Source organism: Vibrio sp. Hal054 (genome assembly GCF_037162405.1).
Taxonomy (GTDB): domain Bacteria; phylum Pseudomonadota; class Gammaproteobacteria; order Enterobacterales; family Vibrionaceae; genus Vibrio; species Vibrio diazotrophicus.
On sequence record NZ_JARLUT010000001.1, the window covers coordinates 374154 to 397650 of the forward strand.

The 23497-nt window shown below is 45.0% G+C and carries 17 protein-coding genes; 11 read left to right on the top strand and 6 right to left on the bottom strand.

Features of this window, described 5'->3' with window-relative positions; all coding sequences use genetic code 11:
- Positions 1-42 precede the first annotated feature (42 nt).
- Both dksA and sfsA read right to left on the bottom strand, forming a co-directional pair.
- Positions 43-489, bottom strand: coding sequence for an RNA polymerase-binding protein DksA (gene dksA, locus P4S58_RS01780; RefSeq protein WP_042484487.1), 447 nt, complete (start codon positions 487-489; stop codon positions 43-45).
- Between the two features lie 125 nt (positions 490-614).
- On the bottom strand, positions 615-1370 hold the full coding sequence (sfsA, locus tag P4S58_RS01785; RefSeq protein ID WP_102968066.1) for a DNA/RNA nuclease SfsA: 756 nt from the start codon (positions 1368-1370) through the stop codon (positions 615-617).
- A gap of 74 nt (positions 1371-1444) precedes the next feature.
- On the opposite strand from sfsA, the gene hrpB reads away from it, so the two are divergent.
- From hrpB to P4S58_RS01810, 5 genes are all read left to right on the top strand, one after another.
- Positions 1445-3928, top strand: a complete 2484-nt coding sequence (hrpB, locus tag P4S58_RS01790; protein ID WP_102968067.1) for an ATP-dependent helicase HrpB — start codon at positions 1445-1447, stop codon at positions 3926-3928.
- Positions 3925-6285, top strand: coding sequence for a penicillin-binding protein 1B (gene mrcB / locus P4S58_RS01795; RefSeq protein WP_102968068.1), 2361 nt, complete (start codon positions 3925-3927; stop codon positions 6283-6285). Before hrpB ends, mrcB begins: the two co-directional genes overlap by 4 nt.
- Before the next feature lie 78 nt (positions 6286-6363).
- A complete protein-coding gene (locus P4S58_RS01800) occupies positions 6364-8652 on the top strand; it encodes a patatin-like phospholipase family protein (RefSeq protein WP_373279111.1) in 2289 nt (762 codons plus the stop codon).
- Positions 8653-8895: 243 nt separating this feature from the next.
- Positions 8896-11493, top strand: coding sequence for a bifunctional aconitate hydratase 2/2-methylisocitrate dehydratase (gene acnB / locus P4S58_RS01805; protein WP_102968070.1), 2598 nt, complete (start codon positions 8896-8898; stop codon positions 11491-11493).
- A 20-nt stretch (positions 11494-11513) separates the two neighbouring features.
- A complete protein-coding gene (locus P4S58_RS01810) occupies positions 11514-11696 on the top strand; it encodes a hypothetical protein (RefSeq protein WP_102968071.1) in 183 nt (60 codons plus the stop codon).
- Here P4S58_RS01810 and P4S58_RS01815 read toward each other — a convergent pair.
- The 3 genes from P4S58_RS01815 to P4S58_RS01825 all read right to left on the bottom strand — a co-directional run bounded on the left by P4S58_RS01815 (position 11661) and on the right by P4S58_RS01825 (position 15515).
- Positions 11661-12791, bottom strand: coding sequence for a glycerate kinase (locus tag P4S58_RS01815; protein WP_102968072.1), 1131 nt, complete (start codon positions 12789-12791; stop codon positions 11661-11663). The two genes, P4S58_RS01810 and P4S58_RS01815, sit on opposite strands and share 36 nt — an antisense overlap.
- A gap of 10 nt (positions 12792-12801) precedes the next feature.
- Positions 12802-14157, bottom strand: a complete 1356-nt coding sequence (locus P4S58_RS01820) for a GntP family permease (RefSeq protein ID WP_102940992.1) — start codon at positions 14155-14157, stop codon at positions 12802-12804.
- A gap of 215 nt (positions 14158-14372) precedes the next feature.
- A complete protein-coding gene (locus P4S58_RS01825) occupies positions 14373-15515 on the bottom strand; it encodes a sugar diacid recognition domain-containing protein (protein ID WP_102968073.1) in 1143 nt (380 codons plus the stop codon).
- Between the two features lie 69 nt (positions 15516-15584).
- Here P4S58_RS01825 and P4S58_RS01830 point away from each other — a divergent pair, with 69 nt between their 5' ends.
- The 6 genes from P4S58_RS01830 (at position 15585) to P4S58_RS01855 (ending at position 21668) form a co-directional block, all read left to right on the top strand.
- A complete protein-coding gene (locus P4S58_RS01830; protein ID WP_102968074.1) occupies positions 15585-15956 on the top strand; it encodes a YacL family protein in 372 nt (123 codons plus the stop codon).
- 215 nt (positions 15957-16171) lie between these two features.
- Positions 16172-16510, top strand: coding sequence for a P-II family nitrogen regulator (locus P4S58_RS01835; protein WP_102954171.1), 339 nt, complete (start codon positions 16172-16174; stop codon positions 16508-16510).
- Positions 16511-16535: 25 nt separating this feature from the next.
- Entirely contained in the window at positions 16536-17765 is a 1230-nt protein-coding gene (locus P4S58_RS01840; RefSeq protein ID WP_042484470.1) for an ammonium transporter, read from the top strand.
- Between the two features lie 141 nt (positions 17766-17906).
- Positions 17907-18920 carry a Fe(3+) ABC transporter substrate-binding protein gene (locus P4S58_RS01845; protein ID WP_102963227.1) on the top strand — a complete coding sequence of 338 codons (1014 nt, stop codon included), beginning with the start codon at positions 17907-17909 and terminating at the stop codon, positions 18918-18920.
- A gap of 94 nt (positions 18921-19014) precedes the next feature.
- On the top strand, positions 19015-20640 hold the full coding sequence (locus P4S58_RS01850; protein WP_102968075.1) for an ABC transporter permease: 1626 nt from the start codon (positions 19015-19017) through the stop codon (positions 20638-20640).
- A complete protein-coding gene (locus tag P4S58_RS01855; RefSeq protein WP_102968076.1) occupies positions 20640-21668 on the top strand; it encodes an ABC transporter ATP-binding protein in 1029 nt (342 codons plus the stop codon). The genes P4S58_RS01850 and P4S58_RS01855 overlap by 1 nt, the downstream gene beginning before the upstream one ends.
- Positions 21669-21967: 299 nt before the next feature.
- Here the strand turns inward: P4S58_RS01855 and P4S58_RS01860 are convergent, their stop codons facing one another.
- Positions 21968-23380 (bottom strand): phosphoglucomutase/phosphomannomutase family protein, encoded by a 1413-nt coding sequence (locus P4S58_RS01860; RefSeq protein WP_112403397.1) that lies wholly within the window; start codon positions 23378-23380, stop codon positions 21968-21970.
- Between the last annotated feature and the right edge of the window lie 117 nt (positions 23381-23497).

Below are 23497 nucleotides of genomic sequence, written 5' to 3' on the forward strand. Positions count from 1 at the left end.
ACAAAAAGGGAGCAATTGCTCCCTTCGTGACATCTGTTGGGGTTAACCCATCATCTGTTTTTCTTTGATTTCTGCAAGCGTTTTACAGTCGATACAAAGATCAGCAGTAGGACGAGCTTCCAAGCGACGAATGCCGATTTCAACACCACAAGACTCACAGAAGCCGAAGTCATCTTCTTTTAGTTTGTCGAGTGTCTTTTCAATCTTCTTAATCAAACGACGTTCACGGTCACGATTGCGAAGTTCTAGGCTAAACTCTTCTTCTTGAGAAGCACGGTCAACAGGGTCTGGAAAGTTTGCCGCTTCGTCCTGCATATGGTGAACAGTGCGATCAACTTCTTCCCTGAGCTGGTTGCGCCAAGCTTGTAAAATTTTCGTAAAATGAGCCACTTGCTCTGGTGACATGTACTCTTCACCGGCTTTTTCTTGGTATGGCTCAACACCTGCAATGGCTAGGATGCCTAGCGTTTTCTTTTTGGATTCTGGCATACAGCATCTCCTACTAACACCTAGTCAACTGCTATCGCAGTCAATTTAAGGCGGGTATCTATAGCAAAAAGAAGTTACTGAGGCAAACACTGTTTTACAAAGTTATCGTCAATGTGGAGGTTTCATCAATTTTTTGACGATTGATGGGAAAATTCGACTGCCGATACAAGTTGTATTTCATTGTCTGAAAGTTCTGCTTTGTAGCACAGAACTTCCACGCCCGCTTCTTGTGCCATTGTTAACAATTGTGAATAGTTCGCGTCTATATGGCGAGCTGGTGAGACTTTTTCAATCCCCGAATGTAAAACAGTGAACAAAAGTATGGCTCTGCTCCCATTTTGTGCCATTTCCGACAACTCTCGTAAATGTTTTTGCCCACGAGTGGTAACGGCATCGGGGAAATAGCCTTGTCCAACCCTTTGATTCTCTTCCCCTGTCTCGATATTGCGCTCATCCAAAAGAGTCACGCTTTTCACTTCTACATAACAGTTTGGTTTAGATTCGCTACAGAGCAAGATATCAATGCGACTATTTTCAGTACCATACTTAACTTCTGTGCGTAACTGCTCATAACCTTGCAGTTCTGTAATTGTGCCGTTTTGGATTGCTTCAACCGCAAGTTGGTTTGCTCGCGCAGTATTGATGCAAATTCGATGGGCTTGCGCTGTTTCTGTTAGTTCCCAGCTATTAGGATACTTGCGCTTAAGATTGTCGGAGGTTGAATACCAAACTTGGTTTCCCGGTTCAGCACACCCCGTCATCGCACCGGTATTGGCACAATGAATAGTGATTTGCTTTCCATCTTTTAACTCAACATCTGCCAGAAATCGTTTGTAGCGTTTAATTAATGTGGCGCGTTCAAGCGCTGGTATAAATTGCATCGAGATCCCTGTACTGTTTTTATGTACAATGCTTTGGTTGTTAATTTGGGATATTTAAACATAAGGACATTCTCTTGTCACAGCTGCCGATTCTCGCAGTAATACCTGATTTGCTTGCAGGTGTTGAGCATTCTCCCCAACTGATTTTAAAAGCGGCTCCCGGTGCGGGTAAGTCGACCTATTTCCCGCTCGCGTTACTGAAATCGGGTTTAGTTGATGGGAAAATTATTATGCTTGAACCCAGACGATTGGCAGCGAGAAACATTGCTCGTTACCTGTCTCAGCAACTGGGTGAATCAGTCGGGAAAACTGTGGGTTATCGGGTGAGAGGAGAAACAAAAGTCAGCAGTGATACCCGCTTGGAAGTGGTGACTGAAGGCATTATGACGCGCATGATTCAAAACGATCCAGAGTTGGATTGCATCGGTGCATTGATCTTTGATGAATTCCACGAGCGGAGCATTCATGCTGATACGGCTTTGGCGCTCAGTTTAGAAGTGCAATCCGTGCTTCGTGACGATCTTAAAATCATCGTGATGTCTGCAACGTTAGATCAAGCGGCTCTGCAACAGTTATTACCTTTAGCTGAATATGTTGAGTCACAAGGTCGCGGTTATCCGATTGATGTTCGTTATCAGCCCATCGGTGTTAATGAGCCTTTGGTTCCTGCAATGGCAAAACAAATCAGAACCTTAATATCTAACGAACAAGGTTCTCTACTCGCTTTTTTACCGGGTGCTGCCAGCATCACGGCTTTAGCTGAGCAACTTAATGACCTTCCAAGTGAAGTCGATGTTTGCCCGATTTACGGACAGATGAGTTTTGCCGAACAGCAAAAGGCGATTTCGCCTGCGCCAGAAGGAAAGCGTAAAGTGGTTCTGGCGACCAACATTGCGGAGACATCACTGACCATTGAAGGTATTCGCATGGTGGTGGATTCTGGTTTGGAACGCGTGGCACGTTTTGATTTGAAAACCGGAATCACCCGCTTAGAACAGATGCGGATTGCTCAATCGTCCGCCGAACAGCGTGCTGGTCGTGCTGGTCGTTTAGAAGCAGGTATTTGCGTACGTTTATACAGTGAAGCTCAGTTTAATCAGCAGCCGAAAGTTTCAGCGCCGGAAATTTTGCAAAGTGACCTTGCACCTCTGATGCTGGAATTGGCTCAATGGGGTGTCAAAAATGCTAATGAACTGCAATGGTTAGATTTACCGCCGACATCAGCGATAAATCAGGCGTCATCTCTGTTGCAATCTTTAGGTCTGATGGACAAGCAAAATCAGTTAACAGCAATGGGTAAAGAGGCGCATCGCTTGGGTGTTGAACCCCGAATTGCAGCCATGTTGCTAAAAGTGGAAAACGAGAATTCCGCACTTTTTAATAGCGCAATAGCATTAGCCGCGCTGCTTGAAGAGCCTGAAAGACAGATACTCGATTTGCAACACAGTTTGCATCGCTGGCAACAGGGAAGTCACCCTAAATCTAAACAAATGACGCAAAGATCGAATACCTTAGCCAATAAGCTGGATGCGGTTTTTTCTCTTAGTCAGGTAAAGAGTTCATTGTTGCCTCTGGTCGCTTGTTTAGCTTTTCCAGACCGTATTGCTCAGAAGCGAGGTCAGGGATACGGTCAGTTTTTGCTGGCAAACGGACATGGTGCTTTTATCGATGAGTCACAACCTCTGGCGGGAAGTGATTATGTGGTCGCTCTTGATCTTATGCGTTCGCTGGGGTCATCAAACCAAATAAGCCAGTCCAGCCGGATCTTTTGCGCACTGGATCTGGATATCGATGCTTTGGAATCTCAGTTTGGCTTTTTATTTGTGACCAGTGAGCAGGTGGATTGGGATGAAAAAGCCGGGCGGCTTGTCGCTGAAGAGCGTTGCTGTTTAGGAGAGCTCGCTATTCGCCGTCGAGCGTTACCTGAGCCAGATAAACAAAAAATGACGCAAGCCTTGCTTAATTATGTCGAGCGTAAAGGCCTTTCGGTTTTAAACTGGAGCGAAGAAACCGTACAGTGGTTGGAACGAGTGCGCTGTGGCATTGAATGGCTAGATGATGAAGAGTGGCCTGCGATGGATGACGCAAGCTTATTAAACGATCTAAGAGAGTGGTTAGAACCTTACTTGATTGGCATTACCTCAGTGAAAGCTTTGCAGAAAGTACCGCTTATTGAAGCACTTAATGCTCGGTTGGGGTGGCCGCTCAATCAGCAGTTAGATGAATGGTTGCCAGTTGCCCATGTATTGCCAACCGGAACATATAAGAGAATACGTTATCAATGTGGTAAAGAGCCGGTGTTATCGGTTCGAATGCAGGAAGTGTTTGGTGAAAAATCGTCACCCGTTATTGCCAAAGGGCGTCAAGCGATCGTGATGGAACTTCTGTCACCAGCGCAAAGACCATTACAGGTGACGCGCGATCTCGCTGGCTTTTGGGCTGGTGCATATAAAGAAGTGCAAAAAGAGATGAAAGGCCGATACCCGAAACATGTTTGGCCAGACGATCCTGCAAATCACGTTGCAACTACTAAAACAAAACGACAATTGAATTCATGACAAATAAACGCAGTAACCCGAAATCGGAAAGTAAAAGAAAAACGTCGGCTAAACCGTCTTCAAGATCTCGCACTCCGTCAAACAAACCGAACCGCCCTAAGTCTTGGTTAAAGCGGTTGTGGGGGATTGGCTGGAAAGTAGGTGTCGCCGTCATCGCTTTGTTGGTCTTTGCCGGTATTTATCTCGATAGTGTGATTAAGCACCGTTTTGAAGGGCAGCTATTTGATTTGCCTACGGTTGTTTACGCGAGAATTCTGGAGATTGCACCCGGAGACAATTTAAGTATTAAAGAGCTTCGTAATGAGCTTGATGTACTGAACTATAGGAAAGTCGCTAACCCGAGATATGCTGGCGAGTATTCCGCGTCTTCAACACGTATTGAGATGATTCGTCGTCCGTTTGAGTTTTCTGACGGACCTGAACCAGATCGTCACGTTATGATCAACTTCGATGAAAACGGTGTACAACGTATTCAGTCATTGGAGCAAAAGGGTGACCTGGGCTATCTGCGCTTAGAACCCAAGATGCTTGGGATGCTTGAGAAAGATGTTCAAGAACAGCGTCTGTTTTTACGTCGCGAGCAGTTCCCTGAAGTGATGATCGATGCTCTGTTAATCACCGAAGACAGACACTTCTATCAACACGATGGCGTCTCTCCACTAGCCATTGCGCGCGCTATGATGGTGAACCTCAAAGCGGGTCGTACAGTACAAGGTGGCAGTACTCTGACTCAGCAATTAGCTAAAAATATCTTCTTGTCCAGCGACAGAACCTTGTGGCGTAAGCTGCGTGAAGCGTACATGGCGCTGATCATTGATTACCGTTACAGCAAAGACCGCATTCTGGAAGCGTATCTGAACGAAGTGTATTTAGGTCAGAATGGTAAAGAAGGCGTGCATGGTTTTGGTCTGGCGTCTCGCCTTTATTTTGGGCAGCCGCTACAAGAACTGCGCATTGATCAACTGGCACTGCTGGTGGGTATGGTTAAAGGTCCTTCCTATTACAACCCAATGCGTTATCCAGAAAGAGCAAAAGAGCGTCGAGACTTAGTTCTGCGTCTGATGATGGATCAAGACATCCTAACCGCCAAGCAGTACGAGCAAGCGGTGACTCGTCCGTTGGACGTACAAAAAGTGGCGCGCATTGCCAGCCGTCAGCCAGCGTATTTCCAGCAGCTTTCTATTGAATTGAATGAAAAACTGGGGCGTGATTTTAAATCAGATTCAGGATTGCGAGTTTTCACTTCTCTTGACCCTGTATCGCAAGCCAAACTGGAACAAGCGATCGCTAATAAAGTTCCAGAGTTAGAAAAAACGGCAGGCAAAGATTTGGAAGCCGCAGCGATTGCGGTTGACCGTCATAGTGGTGAAATTCGCGCTATGGTGGGCGGTAAACGAGCTGGCTATGAAGGGTTCAACCGTGCGCTTAATGCGCGAAGACCGATTGGATCGCTGGTGAAGCCAGCGGTTTATCTCACCGCATTGGCTCAGCCTGAAAAATACAATTTATCGACAACTTTAGTCGATAAGCCGATCTCTTTGAAAAGCAGCGAAGGTAGCGTCTGGAGTCCAAGAAACTTTGACCGCCAGTACCGCGGTGATGTGCCTTTGTACATGGCTCTGGCTAAATCTTTGAACGTGCCAACGGTGCAATTGGGGATGTCACTGGGTATCGATAAGGTTTCAGATACCTTGCAGCAACTGGGTGTCGATAAAAGTGAAATTCGCCCTGTGCCATCGATGTTACTTGGTTCATTCTCGCTCTCACCTTATCAGGTGGCACAGATGTATCAGACGTTAACCAACTCAGGTAAAAGAGCGCCGATGTCTGCGCTACGTTCGGTATTGGATTTAGAAGGCAATGTTCTATACCAGTCGATTCCTAAAGTGTATCAAGCTGTCGATCAACAAGCGGCTTGGCTCACCACATACGCCATGAAACGTGGGGTGTTAGAAGGAACTGGACGTTACCTGCAAAACCAGTTTGCTTGGGCTGCGCTAGCAGGAAAAACAGGTACCAGTAATGACAGCCGAGATAGCTGGTTCGTTGGTGTTGATGGTCGAGAAGTAACGACAATCTGGCTCGGACGAGATGACAACAAACCCACAGCTTTAACTGGCTCAAGTGGTGCTCTGCGTGTTTATGCTCAATATCTGCAATATCGGATTCCAGAGAAACTGATCCTGCCATGGCCGAATGGTGTCACCACGGTGGGCTTCTCGAACAAGAGCAGTGGTGCTCTCGCTCTGGACTGTGGCAACGATTTTAAACTTCCGGTTTGGGATCCGAATGGCGACTGGAAGAAGCAGTGTGAGAATCGCCCAGTGGAATGGATAAAAAAACTCTTCCAGTGGTAGAGACCGAAGTTTATAGTAATTTGAATTTTAAGGGATTGAGGGCGTAGTGTGACTTATAAGTTACTCTGTTTTATCTGCTTGGCGAATGTGGTGGCTCCGTTTAGCGTTTTCGCTAACGCAGCGGATCCACAAACGAAGTCTATTCAAATAGAGCAGCCCCAACCCAAACGCCCTAAAATTGCATTGGTACTCGCAGGCGGCGGTGCTAAAGGTGCGGCACATATCGGTGTGTTAAAGGCGCTGGAAGAAATGCACATTCCTGTCGATATCGTGACAGGCACTAGCATGGGGGCTTATGTTGGTGGTTTGTATGCCACGGGTATGAGCGCCTCTGAAATAGAAAGCCTGATTTATAGCGTTGACTGGAACAGTGGTTATCGCGATCGCGTAAGTCGTAGCCAACGTCTTGTGCGTGATAAAGAGTACGAAGACCGTTATCAACTGACAACGGATTTAGGTATTCACTGGTGGGAAGTGCGCGCTCCAAAAGGCGTGGTTCAAGGGCAGAACATGTTACGCATTCTGCGTGTGACTACTGGCAACCTCTCTCCGTTTGAATCCTTTAATCAGCTGGCCATTCCTTATCGTGCGGTCGCAACCGATATTGTTGAACTTCAACCTGTGGTACTCGATAAAGGCTATTTAGTTGACGCCATGATGGCGAGTATGTCGGTTCCCGGCGCGTTACCTCCTTATGAAGTTGATGGACATCTGCTGGTGGACGGTGGTGTCACCAATAACATGCCTGTTGATGTCGCCAGAGAAATGGGCGCGGACATCGTCATTGCGGTAGATATCAGTACGGATTACAAAGCTCAGGAAGACTTTACCAACTTCTTAACCATGGCCGATCAACTGTCAAACTATCTTGTTCGCCGCAGCACTCAAGACCAAGCTGATATGTTGACGGACGATGATGTTTTTCTGAAGCCTCAAGTGGGGCAGATGGAGACCACGGAATTTGATCGTATGCCAGATGCTTTTGAGAAGGGCTATCAGGCAGCGATGGAAAATCAGCAGGCGTTATCTCATTTATCACTGAGCAGTGCTGAGTATCAGAAATACATTGATGAAAAAGAAGAAAGAAGACGTGAACTGAAACATGGTGATGAAGTTGTTGTCGACAAAGTTATTCTTCATAACAACACTCATTACAGCGATTTGTTACTGCAAAACCTTTTGGATCTTGAAGAAGGTAAAGCATTGACGACCGAAGAAATTGAAGCGCGCGTTGAAAATCTTTATGCATTAGATAGATTTGAACTGGTCAGTTACAAATATCAAGAAAATGAGGGTGATGAAGAGCTGGTCGTCGATGTTAGAGAAAAATCGTGGGGGCCAAACTATGCCAATTTCCGCTTTTTCTTAGAAGACGACTTTACCACTGACAGCCAATATTCGATTGGTATCTCGACTAACTTTACTGATCTGAACTCTAGTGGTGCAGGAGTGATGATTAATTTGGATGGTGGTACGGATAAACGTCTTGAAGCTGAATTTTATTCTCCTTTATTCTCCACTCAAAAAGCATTTACCACTCTGTTAGGTCGCTACACGAACGACAAGCGAAATGTTCCGGTTAGTGGATTTGATGATACTAATTTAGAAGCGAGCAAAAATTATGTACCTGTCTCTTATTTGGAGTGGGTAGCAGAAGCGGCGGTTGGGTATCAGACAGCATTGTGGAATGAAGCGAAAATCGGTATTCGTTACACAGACGGTAGTGCGGAATTGTCAAATTTACCTGATGTTGGTGATGTCTCTTTTAAACGCCAAGGGCTATTTGCTAGTTATCGGGTCGACACCTTAGACAGTTTCAGTTTGCCGACTCAAGGTGTTTATTTTGACTTGGAATTTCTCATTTCTCATGATGATTCCTACTCTAATTCGTCTGTGTTGGAAGAAGATGGCGAAGATACTGTGTATGAAATGTCGTCTAAATTCGTCGCCGCAGAGAGCTATAAACGCCATACTTTGGTCGGAAATGCAGAATACGGAATTGTAAAAAGTAAGAACTCTTCCACACCCATTGATCCTAAAACTATTGGTGGATTCTTGAATTTATCCGGCATTCCACGTAACAGTTTGATTGGACAAAACAAAGCGTATACTAGCCTGATTTACCGTTATCGCTGGTTTGACAACGATTTCGGACTCTTCACGTCACCGGTATATCTTGGGGCGTCGATAGAGTACGGAGGCGTTTGGTCTGACCCTGATTTACGTCTACATTCGGCCCCTTTGTATGGTGCAGCGTCTGTGTTTACAGGTGTTGATTCACCAATAGGGCCAATTATGTTCGGTTATGGACGTACAGAGCGCAATTTTGATTCTTTATATTTGATTCTGGGAACAACATTTAAGTAATGCAGAGCAAAGTTTAATGATGAGAATCGTCAAACTTTAGTCTTAAGTTGCTATGTTGGTCAAAATGATGAGATTTTAATTTATCGTTAAATTTGCTATTCTGTCGCCCACAGTTTGGCCTCTAGGGCGCTGTTTCTCAGTCAAATTTGAATGAAAACAAGGGCAACGGAGAGCCAAGTTTCCAAGGATGTTCACTTACATTTTTATAATTATTTAGGTGAACCGCAATGAGAGGAAAAAGTCGTGCTTGAAGCCTATCGTAAACACGTCGAAGAGCGTGCCGCAGAAGGAGTTGTACCTAAACCCCTAGATGCAGAGCAAGTTGCTGGACTTGTTGAACTGTTAAAGAATCCCCCTCAAGGTGAAGAAGAATTCATCCTTGATCTACTTGAGAATCGTATCCCTCCGGGCGTTGATGAAGCTGCTTATGTAAAAGCGGGTTTCCTAACCGCTATCGTGAAAGGGGATGTAACCTCTCCTCTAGTCAGTCGTGCAAAAGCTGCAAAGCTACTAGGCACCATGCAAGGTGGCTACAACATCGAGCCACTGGTTTCACTTCTTGATGATGCGGAGCTTGCATCAATTGCTGCTGAAGCTCTATCTCATACTCTGCTTATGTTTGATGCTTTCTATGATGTAGAAGAGAAAGCAAAAGCAGGCAATGAATTCGCGAAACAAGTCCTTCAATCTTGGGCTGATGCAGAATGGTTCCTGTCTAAACCTGCGCTACAAGAAAAAATCACTCTGACTGTATTTAAAGTGACAGGTGAGACAAACACGGATGATTTGTCACCAGCACCAGATGCATGGTCTCGTCCTGATATTCCTGTACACGCTTTAGCAATGCTGAAAAACGAACGTGACGGCATTAATCCTGATCAACCAGGCAGCATTGGTCCAATTAAGCAAATCGAAGCGCTTAAAGAGAAAGGCCATCAGCTAGTGTACGTTGGTGACGTTGTAGGTACGGGTTCATCTCGTAAATCAGCGACTAACTCTGTGCTTTGGTTCATGGGTGACGACATCCCATTTGTTCCAAACAAACGCGCTGGTGGTTATGTACTGGGCGGTAAGATTGCTCCGATCTTCTTTAACACTATGGAAGATGCTGGCGCGCTACCAATCGAAGTTGACGTATCGAAAATGAACATGGGTGACGTAATTGACGTTTATCCATTCGAAGGCAAAGTATGTAACCACGAAACAGGTGAAGTACTGGCTACCTTCAAACTAAAAACTGACGTACTGATTGATGAAGTACGTGCTGGCGGTCGTATCCCATTGATCGTTGGTCGTGGTTTAACAGATAAAGCTCGTCAATCTTTAGGCTTGAGCGCATCTGATGTATTCCGTCGCCCAGTACCTGTTGCTGACAGCGGCAAAGGCTTTACGCTTGCTCAGAAAATGGTAGGTAAAGCGTGTGGCGTAGAAGGTATTCGTCCGGGTACTTACTGTGAACCGAAAATGACAACGGTTGGTTCTCAAGATACTACTGGCCCTATGACTCGTGACGAGTTGAAAGACCTTGCGTGTCTTGGCTTCTCTGCTGACCTAGTGATGCAGTCATTCTGTCATACTTCAGCGTATCCAAAACCAGTAGACGTGAATACTCACCATACACTGCCTGATTTCATCATGAACCGTGGTGGCGTATCACTACGTCCGGGTGATGGTGTTATTCACTCATGGCTAAACCGTATGCTGCTTCCTGATACCGTTGGTACTGGTGGCGACTCACATACTCGTTTCCCATTGGGTATCTCGTTCCCTGCGGGTTCTGGTCTGGTTGCGTTTGCAGCAGCAACAGGCGTTATGCCTCTTGATATGCCAGAGTCTATCTTGGTTCGCTTCAAAGGCGAAATGCAGCCAGGTATCACACTACGTGACCTAGTACATGCCATCCCTTACTACGGCATCAAGCAAGGTCTACTGACTGTAGAGAAAGCAGGTAAGATCAATGAATTCTCTGGTCGCGTACTAGAAATCGAAGGTGTTGAGCACCTAACGGTTGAGCAGGCATTCGAACTTTCAGATGCTTCTGCAGAACGTTCTGCAGCAGGTTGTACAGTGAAACTGTCTCAAGCTTCAATCGAAGAATATCTAAACTCAAACATCACTATGCTTAAGTGGATGATCGCTGAAGGTTACGGTGATGTTCGTACCATTGAACGTCGTATTAAAGCGATGCAAGAGTGGGTAGCGAACCCAGAGCTAATGAGTGCAGATAAAGATGCTGAGTACGCTCACGTAATCGAAATCGATCTTGCTGACATCAAAGAACCAATCCTTTGTGCGCCAAACGATCCAGATGACGCTCGTCTTCTATCTGACGTTCAAGGCACTCAAATCGATGAAGTGTTCATTGGTTCATGTATGACAAACATTGGCCACTTCCGTGCGGCAGGTAAACTGCTTGAGAAGTTCAATGGTCAGCTAGAAACGCGTCTATGGGTGGCTCCGCCAACTAAGATGGACCGCGATCAGCTAACTGAAGAAGGTTACTACGGTATCTTTGGCCGTGCTGGGGTTCGTATTGAAACTCCGGGATGTTCACTATGTATGGGTAACCAAGCTCGCGTAGCGGACAAATCAACGGTAATGTCTACGTCAACACGTAACTTCCCGAACCGTCTCGGTACTGGTGCAAACGTGTATCTATCTTCAGCAGAACTGGCAGCTGTTGGTGCAATTCTAGGTCGTATCCCGACTAAAGAAGAGTACCTACAATACGCAGAGCAAATTAATGCAACCGCTGCGGATACATACCGTTACTTAAACTTCCACCGCATGGCGGATTACACCAAGAAAGCTGACACGGTAATTTTCCAAGAGCCAGCATAAGTAACCTTGGTGAAACTATAATGATTAAAACCGCTGATGAAAATCGGCGGTTTTTTTATTATCAATTCAAAGCGGATGGCAGTGATAAAGATGGCCACTTGTTGATGAAAAATAAAAAAGCCACTTGGATAAGTGGCTTTTTAGCTGTTGGAGAAAACTTGCTATTGTTAAGCGAGCTTGAGCAACCTAGCTATGTTGCTTGATGTTTGCAGCAGGTTAAGTTCAGCTTCCTCTAATGCAGTATCAAGATCAACGGAGCGGTTAACAATCGCGAAGACTGCATCTAAACCATGCTCATGAACCACACCATAGTCAGGTGTAAAACATCCTGCAATCGCGATCACTTTTCTACCATAACGTTTGGCTGTGCGTGCGACACCGATAGGAGTTTTCCCATGTATGGTCTGACTATCTATGCGCCCTTCACCTGTGATCACTAGATCGGCATCTTGTACCAAGCTATCAAGCTTTATTGCTTCAATAACGATATCAACGCCCGGTTGTAGCTCCGCGTTCAACACTCCGACTAAAGTGGCGCCCATTCCTCCGGCAGCACCGCCACCAGAAAGAGGCAAAATATCTTTATTAAGATCTTTTTTAACCACGTCAGCAAAGTGCTTCAAAGCCTGATCAAGAGTTTCTACCATCTCTGGTGTAGCCCCTTTTTGCGGGCCGAATACGGCAGAAGCACCATGAGCACCACATAGTGGATTATCCACATCGCAAGCAACCAGTAATTCCACTTGCTGAAGACGAGTATCCAAGGTTGAAAGATCAATGGTGGCAAGCTTGTTTAGCGAAGAACCACCAGCTGGCAAAGCTAAACCCTGCGCATCCAAACACTTAACTCCTAAAGCTTGTAACATGCCTAGACCAGCATCGTTAGTGGCGCTGCCACCGAGCCCAACAATGATACGTTTTACGTTGTGATTCAAAGCAGCCAGAATCAACTCACCTGTACCGTATGAGGTTGTGAACAGTGGATTTCGGCTTGCTTGAGGAACCAAATGTAAACCGGAAGCCGCAGCCATTTCGATGACGGCAGTATCACCGTCACCCAATAGTCCATAAAAACCTTCAACAGGTTGCCCCAGTGGATCGGTTACTTGGCAAGCGATAATGCGGCCACCCGTTGCATCCACCAAGGATTGCACCGTGCCTTCGCCACCGTCTGCCATCGGTACTTTGACGTAGTCTGCGTGAGGAAAGACTTGTTTAAACCCTTGTTCAATAACAGTCGCCACTTCCATTGCGGACAAACTTTCTTTAAAAGAATCAGGTGCAATAACTATCTTCATGAACTCTCTCTTACAGTAAAATCAGGCTTAATAGGTAAACCAGCGCCATGGCTGTAACACCTTGAATCAATGTTGCAGTGGTCTGTGCGCGGTACGCCAAACCCACACTCATGCGGCTGAACTGAGAAACAACCCAGAAGAAACTGTCGTTGGCATGAGACACTGTCATTGCACCTGCACCAATCGCCATAACTGTTAGAACTCGGCCCATTTCAGTATCTAAGCCTAGTTGAGCTAACATCGGAGCGACAAGAGCTGAGGTCGTAACCAGTGCAACTGTTGAAGAGCCTTGTGCGGTTTTCAATGCGGCAGCTACGATAAATGGCATAAAGATACCTACGCCATAGCTTGATAAGGTCTCACCCAAGTAACTGCCTAGCTCTGTTGCTTTCAGTACTGCACCAAATGCACCACCAGCGCCTGTAATTAGCAAAATAGGTGCAGCAGATGTAATGCCTTGGCTGATTCTTTGACCGAACTCTTCTGCCTTGTCGTCTGATTTAAGCAGACGGATAGAAAGTAGCAAACCGATAAACAGTGCAACCAGAGGCTGGCCTAAGAACGCCAAAACATCAAAAACAATTCCCTGACCCAATGGGTAAGATGGGAACTTTGCAATAGATCCTAAACAGATAAACAGAATTGGCACAAAGATCGGAGAGAATGCCTGACCAGCCGTAGGTAGCTTACCGTAAGACTCTTTCAGTGCTTTCCAATCTTGGTTTAGTTCTTGATGTGCTTCGTCGATGTTATCTGGGGCAACGTCTTTGAAGCGATTCGCCCAAAGCATACCTGCAAGAGCAGCAACTGCGGCAACAAAGACACCGACACCAATAACTAATCCAAGATTCGACTCCAGACCTAAGTTACCTGCAGCGGCGATAGGACCTGGTGTTGGTGGGACGAAGGTGTGGGTTGCGTATAAGCCTGTTGCTAACGCTACACTCATTGCAACACTGGAAGTGCGCAGACGTTTAGCGAGTGACTCTTTAAGTGAGTTCAAAATAACAAAGCCAGAATCGCAAAATACAGGAATGGAAACGATGTAGCCGATGATTGTCATTGTTAGGGTAGGGAATCGGTCACCTAAAATACGAATGACGCTATCTGCCATAGTGATAGCAGCACCACTTTTTTCCAAGATAACACCAATAATGGTACCTAAGACGATTACCAAACCGATGTAGCCTAGGATTCCACCAAAACCACTGGTTATGGTTTTAGCGATGCTATCAGCGGGTAAGCCGTAAGCAAATGCAGCGATAAAAGCGGCACTGATTAATGCTAAGAATGGGTGTAACTTGAACTTTGTAGTAGCGATGACGATAAAGCCAATCACCGCCAACAATATGAGTATCAGCTCCATGTGAAAACTCCGAGTAGGGTTAAGGACGGTAAGTTTGTTGGTCGATCTTTCAGGTTCGACGAGTAATTAGCTAACGAGAGATGATGTTTATTTGTATGTTTCTCACTAGCTAGGGGCATTATCGTGGTTTTTAAATGAATTGAATTGTGCAATTGCACAGGATTGAGTTGTTAAATTGAATTTAAATTGTGCATTTGAACATTTTTTACGTTTATTTAGTACAATTTCAATGCCAAATATAAGTGTATTTTGTCTTCTAACTTATTGATATCTAGTGATATGTTCTCATTAATCTTATCAAGCCTATAACGCAGAGTATTTCGGTGAATATGTAGCTCTTGGCAGGTTTTAGCTGGATCACAATTTAATAACAAATATGTTTCGATAGTCTTTTGCAGCATCCCCTGACGGTCATGTTTTTGCAGTTCCAATAATGGAGTGAGCAGTTTTTCTCTCTGCCAGTTTTGATATTGCATCGCACTGAGTAAAACGGGTAATTGATTATCGTGGAAAAAGAAAATCGTACCTTTTAGTTTGCGTGTTACTTGTAACGTAGTTTTCGCGCTTTGATATGAACGAGTGAGCCCATTGATGCCAGGGAAATAGTCTCCCACCGCAACGCGCACGCGAAATCCTGCTTCTTTATTGATACGTTTAAGCAATGATTTTACGCGTTGACGTTCTTTATCCGGATTCCACTCATCACCGATTACCGATGCAGGTTTGAGTACCACCACCTCATGTTCTGAAACCGATAAAATACCGACGAGATTATTACGCTCAGGGTATTCAAGCAGATGAACAAGATGCTGCATATGTTCTAGCGTTAGCGTGTTATCGTCCAGTGCTATCAGCTTGATGATGGTTGCGATTCTGGGCTCATTGATGTCGATATCGAGACGTTGTGCAATGGTGGTGAGTTTTTGCTCGTCGCTCTCTTCTGCAGATATCAGTTGCATCACCAACTCTTCTCTATGACGCTTATCCCACTGCACTTGCTCCATCAGCTCAGCTTGCTCGACGATTAACTCAGCTGTCATCTTCACTAGCTCACCATAATGATGGACTTGCGAAGGCTCGCCAGAAATCCCCACAACACCCAATACTTGTTCGTGGTGCACGATTGGTAAATTGATCCCCGGCTTGACGCCTTTAAGGCGGGCAGAGGTGGCTTGATCGATTTCAACCACGCGGCGCTCAGTACTGGCTAATACCGCTCCTTCGTGTTTTTGTTGCAGGCGAGACGGGTCTCCTGAACCAATGATTCTTCCTTGTTCATCCATAACATTGACGGAATAAGGGATGATTTTCATGGTGCGTTCAACGATTTGGCGAGCGATAGTTTCGTTTAGTTTCATGCTGAGAATGGCGTTAGAATACGAATTTGCCGATAATAGTACCTGATCTCGTTATCAATAGAGAAACCCATGGAATTTGAATTTACGAAAAACACCTTAATGGGTGAGTATTACGTTAGCTGCAATATGGAGCACCAGATAGTGGCTCGTTGGTTGCAGGAAGAGATAGGTAAAGATCGCACAAAGATTGAGCAAGTGTTTTTGTTACTCGACCAAGTGCACCAAAGTCCAGCAAAAGAGTTGAAACTGGCAGGAAAAGAGATCTCTCTTTCGGTGTTAGGGAGTGAAGTGACCGTGCAGGAAAACGCGCTTGGCTACAGTCATGATATTGAGTTTGAAAGCGAATTTGAGCTTTACGATAGTGAAAGCACCGCAGAATGTGGTTTGGAAGATTTTGAATCAATGATGAGACAGTGGAGTGAGTTCATCCAAACCTATTAGTTGACTGACTTTTACAATGTGCACTTAAGTGGTGAAGAATGGCTTTAACGCATTGTTATTGGGAAAGGGTTGCACAATATTTGTGCAACCCTTTCTTTTTTTGGAGTCGATATCACTCTAAATCTATATATATCAATGGCTTGAAAAGTTGGCACGTACCTTGGATTACTAGAATGGGATTAGAGTTAATGGACTACAGCTTCAGAGAGGACGCGATGAAACTCATAAACGCAATCATCAAACCATTCAAACTTGACGATGTACGCGAAGCGCTAGCTGATGTTGGCATCGAAGGGATGACAGTATCAGAAGTAAAAGGCTTCGGTCGTCAGAAAGGTCACACAGAACTTTACCGTGGTGCGGAATACCAAGTGGATTTCCTACCTAAAGTAAAAATCGAAATCGCTACACAGGCAGACAACGTAGACCGTGTTGTTGAAGCAATCATCAAAGCTGCTCATACAGGCAAAATTGGTGACGGTAAAATATTTGTTTATGACTTAAGTCAAGCTGTTCGTATTCGCACTGGCGAAATGGACGTAGAAGCACTTTAAGAATCAGGGATTGGAGACAACTATTATGGAACTGTCAGTAACTGTAGCGGAGTTACGCTACGCACTGGATACTTTCTTCTTCTTAATTTCAGGCGCATTAGTAATGTGGATGGCAGCAGGTTTTGCAATGCTGGAAGCAGGTCTGGTTCGTTCAAAAAACACCACTGAAATTCTGACCAAAAACTTTGTGCTTTACGCTATCGCGTGCACTATGTACTTAATCGTTGGTTACAACATCATGTACGTAGATAACGCAGAAGCGGGTTGGTTACCTTCATTCGGTACACTAATCGGCTCTCAAGCTGAAGGCGCTGACCACTCTCTAGAGTCAGATTTCTTCTTCCAAGTAGTATTCGTTGCAACTTCAATGTCTGTAGTATCAGGTGCCGTTGCTGAACGTATGAAGTTATGGGCATTCCTAATCTTCTCTGTTGTTCTAACAGCATTTATCTACCCAATGGAAGGTTACTGGACTTGGGGCGGCGGTTTCCTATCTGAAGCTGGTTTCAGTGACTTCGCAGGTTCTGGCATTGTACACATGGCTGGTGCAGCAGCAGCTTTGGCTGGTGTTATCCTACTCGGTGCTCGTAAAGGTAAATACGGTAAGAATGGTGAGGTTTACCCAATTCCAGGTTCAAACATGCCACTTGCTACTTTAGGTACATTTATCCTATGGTTCGGTTGGTTCGGTTTTAACGGCGGTTCACAGTTGATGGTTTCTGATTTCGAGAACGCAACTGCAGTCGGTCAAATCTTCCTAAACACTAACGCAGCAGCAGCGGCGGGTGCAATTGCAGCACTACTTGTGTGTAAAACAACTTGGGGCAAAGCTGACCTAACAATGGTTCTAAACGGTGCGTTAGCTGGTCTAGTTGCTATCACTGCAGACCCTCTATCACCATCACCACTTTACTCTGTGGCCATCGGTGTGGTTGCGGGCGCAATCGTAGTGTTCAGCATTATTGCTCTAGATAAACTAAAAATCGATGATCCAGTGGGTGCTATCTCTGTACACGGTGTGTGTGGTTTCTTCGGCCTAATGGTTGTTCCACTAAGCAACTCAGGTGCATCATTTGGTTCTCAGCTTCTAGGAGCAGTGGTTATCTTCGGTTGGGTATTCGCAGCAAGCCTAGTGGTTTGGGCTATCCTGAAGGCGACAATGGGTATCCGAGTATCTGAAGAAGAAGAGTTAGAAGGCATGGACATGCATGACTGTGGTGTTGAAGCCTATCCAGAGTTCTCAGTAATTAAATAATCAATAATTAGAACTTCGTCTAAAAAACCTGCTCATGTAGCAGGTTTTTTTATTATTTACGATTGTGTTCCGGAAAAATGCTCAATATAATTTATGTAAATAAAAAACGTTATCATTATCACTACATATTAGGTTTAATTGATGAAAAAGATGCTTACCCTTTCTGCACTTGCATTAAGCACTTTAGCCCCTTCTGTAATGGCTGCTGAAGAAGTGAATGTTTACTCTTACCGCCAACCTTTCCTTATTGAACCAATGTTTAATGAGTTCACCAAAGAAACTGGTATTAAGGTAAACGTGAAGTTTGCAAAAGAAGGTATTGCAGAGAAGTTGGCGCAAGAAGGTGAATACAGCCCTGCTGATATCGTATTGACTTCTGAGTTTAGCCGTCTGTTTGAACTGTCTGATAAGAAATTAACTCAGCCAGTGAACAGCTCTGTCATTGATGAAAACATTCCTGCTCAATACCGTGATAGCAACGATGAGTGGTTTGCACTCACCATTCGTACTCGTAGTGTGTACTCTTCACGTGATCGCGTTGGTAAATTGGGCGACGACTTTAACTATCTTGATTTAGCAAAGCCTGAGTATAAAGGTAAAATTTGTACTCGTAGCGGTAAGCACCCATACAACATCGCTTTAGTTGCATCTATGGTTGCTAACTACGGTGAAGCAGAAACCAAAACTTGGTTGGAAGGTTTGAAAGCGAACCTTGCTCGTAAACCTCAAGGTAACGACCGTGATCAAGTGCGTGCAATTAAAGAAGGACTATGTGATCTTTCTTTAGGTAATAGCTACTACTTGGGTAAAATGCTTCAAGATAAAGAGCAAAAAACTTGGGCTGAGTCAGTATACATCAACTTCCCAGGTCAAAATGCGCAAGGTACACACGTAAATGTGAGCGGTATGGCTATGGCTAAATACGCTCCAAACCGTGACAATGCTGTGAAACTGATGGAATTCCTGACGGGTGAAACAGCTCAGCATATGTATGCAGAAGTGAACTTCGAATACCCTGTGAAACCAGGCGTGAAGCGTTCTGAACTTGTCGCATCTTGGGGTGATTTTAAGTCTGATTCACTACCTTTAGAAGAAATTGCTGACAACCATACGGTAGCCATCAAGCTGCTGGATGAAGTAAAATTCGATCTTTAGTTTTTTAGGGGAGTATTTCCCCCTTCTTTTAAAAGCGATATGAGATGTCTTTGCACCTGTTTATGCATCTCAAATTGTCTTGTTGTAATAGGCAATGAAAGAAAAACATCTTGTATGGAAAACCAGTAGTGTTGTTTTGGCAGCACTACTGGTTTTGCCGATCTTAGCCATATTTTTTACCGCTGTTGGCCACACGGATGACGTCTTCGCTCATCTGATGGCAACAGTGATGCCCACCTATGCTCAAAATACCATTGTTCTTGTCGTCAGTGTGATGGCTTTATCTCTGCTATTTGGGATACCAAGTGCATGGATTATGGCGATGTGTAAGCTTCCCGGAGAAAAAATTCTTCAATGGGCTTTGGTGCTCCCTTTAGCGATTCCCGGTTATATCGTGGGTTATATTTTTACTGGCTGGTTTGACTATGCTGGCCCAGTACAAGTGTGGTTAAGAGAGTTAACCGGTTGGCAAGCCGGAGAGTATTGGTTTCCTGATATCCGTAGTTTAGCCGGAGCCAGCCTTGTGCTGGCTTTAGTGCTTTATCCTTACGTCTATTTATTGTGCCGAGCAACGTTTATGGAGCAAAACGTTTCTCTGCTACAGTCGGCGCGACTGCTCAAATGCACGCCATGGGAAAGCTTTAGACGCATCTCTCTACCTTTGGCTCGTCCATCTATTGCGGTTGCTTTATCGCTGGTGGCAATGGAGACTATCGGTGATTTCGGTACGGTTAATTATTTTGCGATCAGCACACTGACAACAGCGGTGTATGACACTTGGTTAAATTATTCCAATCTTAATGCCGCCGCTAAAATTTCAGCCATTATGTTGGTAATAGTGCTGCTATTGCTTAGCGCCGAACGTTATAGCCGACGCAAGCAGAAGCTTTACCAGACTCAGTTTAATAGCCATGAAGATTTCCGTTACGATTTGAGTGGATGGAAAAAATGGCTTGCCCTGTTTTGGTGTTGGGGATTAGTCGCAACGGCTTTCATTTTTCCTTTGATGCAGTTGATCAGTTACGCGTACACCTACTTTGAGCAAAGTTGGACAGAAGAATTTCGTCAATATGCGCTTAACAGTTTAAAAGTGTCGCTAACGGCGGCGATTGTCGCTGTTAGCGTTGCTTTGGTTCTTAATTTCTATGCCCGCCTAAAACAGAATCGAACCAGTGTTGCTTTGATGCGTTTATCTTCTATGGGGTATGCAGTTCCGGGAACTGTACTCGCTATCGGCGTAATGGTTCCGGTATTAACGCTAGACCACATTGTCAACGATATCGCTAAAGCGATGCAGTGGGGCAGACCGGGGCTGATATTCTCTGGCACTATGTTTGCGATTATTTTCGCTATGTTAGTGCGTTTCTCTGCGGTTGCGATTGGCAGTATCGAAAGCAATTTAAACAAAGTCTCTCCATCACTGGATATGGCTGCCCGAACAATGGGATGTCAGGCAAACAGTATGCTGTGGCGAGTGCATTTCCCACTGGTGCGTCGCGGTGCTCTGATTGCTGGTTTGCTGGTGTTTATTGAGTCGATGAAAGAACTCAATGCTTCATTGCTGCTACGCCCATTTAATTTTGAAACGCTGGCTACCTACGTCTATAACTATGCTTCTGATGAGCATTTAGAACTTGCCGCTTTGCCAGCCGTATTATTGGTTCTGGTTGGTTTAATCCCGCTTGTAATTGTTAACCGTTCTCTGGAGCAAAATCACTGATGAGCTGCGCACTTTCCATTCAAGACCTCACTTGTCAGTACGACACTCAAACGGTACTGGAGTCTCTATCACTTGAAGTTGATAAAGGTGAGATTGTTTGCTTACTTGGGGCAAGTGGTTGTGGCAAAACAACCCTGCTTAAAGCGATTGCAGGACTACTGCCTTTAACTTCAGGACATATGAGCTTAAATTGCGTCACCATCGATGATGGAGCCAACTGGCTTGCACCGGAAAAACGCAATATCGGTATGATTTTCCAAGATTACGCGCTATTTCCACATCTAACCGTTGAAGAGAATGTTGGCTTTGGCTTGCGAACCTTATCTGCGGCTGAACGTAACAGCAGAGTTCAGGAGATGTTGGAACTGGTTCATCTTAGCTCATTTGGTGATCGTTACCCTCATCAGCTTTCTGGTGGACAACAGCAACGCGTTGCGATTGCACGTTCGCTGGCTTACAAACCGGATCTTCTTTTACTTGATGAACCGTTTTCCAATATCGATACTCAAGTACGTCACGATTTGATCGCAGAGATTCGTAAAATCTTCAAAAAGCAGGGCGTGACAGCGATTTTCGTCACTCACTCTCGGGAAGAAGCATTTGCCTTTGCCGATAAAATGGCCGTGATGAATCACGGTGTCATTGAACAGTTTGGCACTGCCTCAGAGCTCTACTATCAACCATCAAGCAAGTTTGTTGCAGATTTTCTTGGTGGTGGTAGCTATCTGCCAGCGACTCGTAATACACAAGGTCTGTTTGACACGCCTCTTGGAACCTTGGAAGCGCAAGTACAGACTGAAATTGCGGTTGGCGCCTCCTGTGAACTATTGCTACGTCCTCAGCAAGTATTGATTCAGTCTTTAGATAAAGGTGAAGTCACCGTTCTAGAGCAGCAATTTATGGGCGACCACTGTCGTTACGTGATTGATGTGCACGGAACTAAACTTCTGGCGACGTCAGCTCAGGCTATTTTGGTAGGGCAGAAGGTGGTAGTGGAGATTGATGAGCAAGGTATTCTCGCATTCTGATCCTCTTCGTATTTGACGCTGCAGCGTTGTTGGCTGCCTTCGTAAACCCCAATCACATAGCGACCTATGCTCATGGGGATTCACTCACTTGCCGCCTAGCTGCAACGCCAACTACTTTGAGGAATACTAACTAAGTTACCCGATATTTGACGTTGTAGTGTTGTTGACTGTAGTTGTGCGGTGAATGAAAGTGGATATGATTACGCAAACCGCTCAAGACTTCCTGTTCGCTTAGACAAGGGCATCCATGCCTTTGTCTATTTGCTTCATCATAACCACTTTGATTATTTTAAGATTTCTTACAAAGACAAAAACGTCTTCATTTGTAGCAGAACACGCTCAGCGGTAGGTTTGTCTTCCATCTCTGCGAAAATACGCAACAAAGGTTCAGTACCTGAGAAGCGGGCAATGACCCAACCTCCATTTTTGAAGTAAACCTTCGCGCCGTCTTCGTAGCTAACTTTTTCAATTTCAAATTCAAAGTCTGGCAATTGCTTCTCAACATAGATTTTGTTGTACAGTGCTTGCTTCTCTGAAGCTTTAAATTTGCAGTCACCTTCAGCTGTATAGGCGTAGCCATAACGAGCGTAGATTTCGTCCAGCATTTCAGACAGTTTCTTGCCTGTAACACTGATCATCTCAACCAGCAGGCTGGAAGCAAACACGCCATCTTTGCCTTTGATATGACCGCGAATGGTTAAACCGCCAGAGCTTTCTCCGCCTAACAGTGAATCATCGGCTTCCATCTGTGAGCTAATATGCTTAAAGCCTACGGGAACCTCAAAGCTCTTTTCGTTGTGATCCGCGGCGATTTTATCTAACAGATGAGTGGTGGCGATGTTACGTACCACTGAGCCTTTCCAGCCCTTGTATTCAAGCAAGTAGTAGTACAGCAGCATCAATACTTCATTAGGGTGAATGAAATTACCTTTCTCATCGATGATGCCAAGGCGGTCAGCATCACCATCGGTACCGATACCAATATCGTAACCTTCATCTTTGACTAGGTGTTGCAAGCGATACAAGGTCGTTGCATTTGGTGATGGCATCAAACCTCCGAAGTCGGGGTTTTTACCATCATTGATCACATCGACGTCACAGCGGCCATTGATCAATACCGTTTGCAGCGCATTTTTTGCTACGCCAAACATAGGATCGATCAGTACACGTAAGTTGGCTTTTTTGATCGCTTCAATGTCGATAAAGTCGATGATCGAATCGACGAACTCATTCATTGGGTTGATCGCAATAATCTGTTTATCCTGAATCGCTTGATCAAATTCAATGGATGTTACGTCACTTAACATCAGTGTTGCGATCTGCTGTTCGATCTTCTTCGTGATAATTTCATCGGCATCGCGGCCGCCACGAATAAACACTTTTACGCCATTGTAGTCGGCTGGGTTGTGAGAGGCGGTAATACACGCAGAGTAAGCGCAGTCGAGCTGCTTTGCCTTATACATCACTACAGGTGTCGGCACGAATTTGTCGATAAAGCTGACGGTAATTCCGTTGCCAGCCAACACTTCTGCAAACCATTTTGCGGCTTTGTCGGAAAGAAAACGGCGGTCATAGCCAATCACAAAACCTTCATTTGCCACATTTTCACTATTAATGATATTGGCTAACGCTTGGGCGACTAAACGCACGTTGTCTTTGGTGAACTCTTCACCAATGAATGCGCGCCAGCCACCAGTACCAAATTGAATCATGTTCTGTTCTCCTTATTGGACTTGCTTAGAGCGGATATTGAACACAAACACGCATGAATCCTTCCATGGAGCTTCTATGTGCCATCCATGGCACATAGAGTTTGTTTATCAATATCC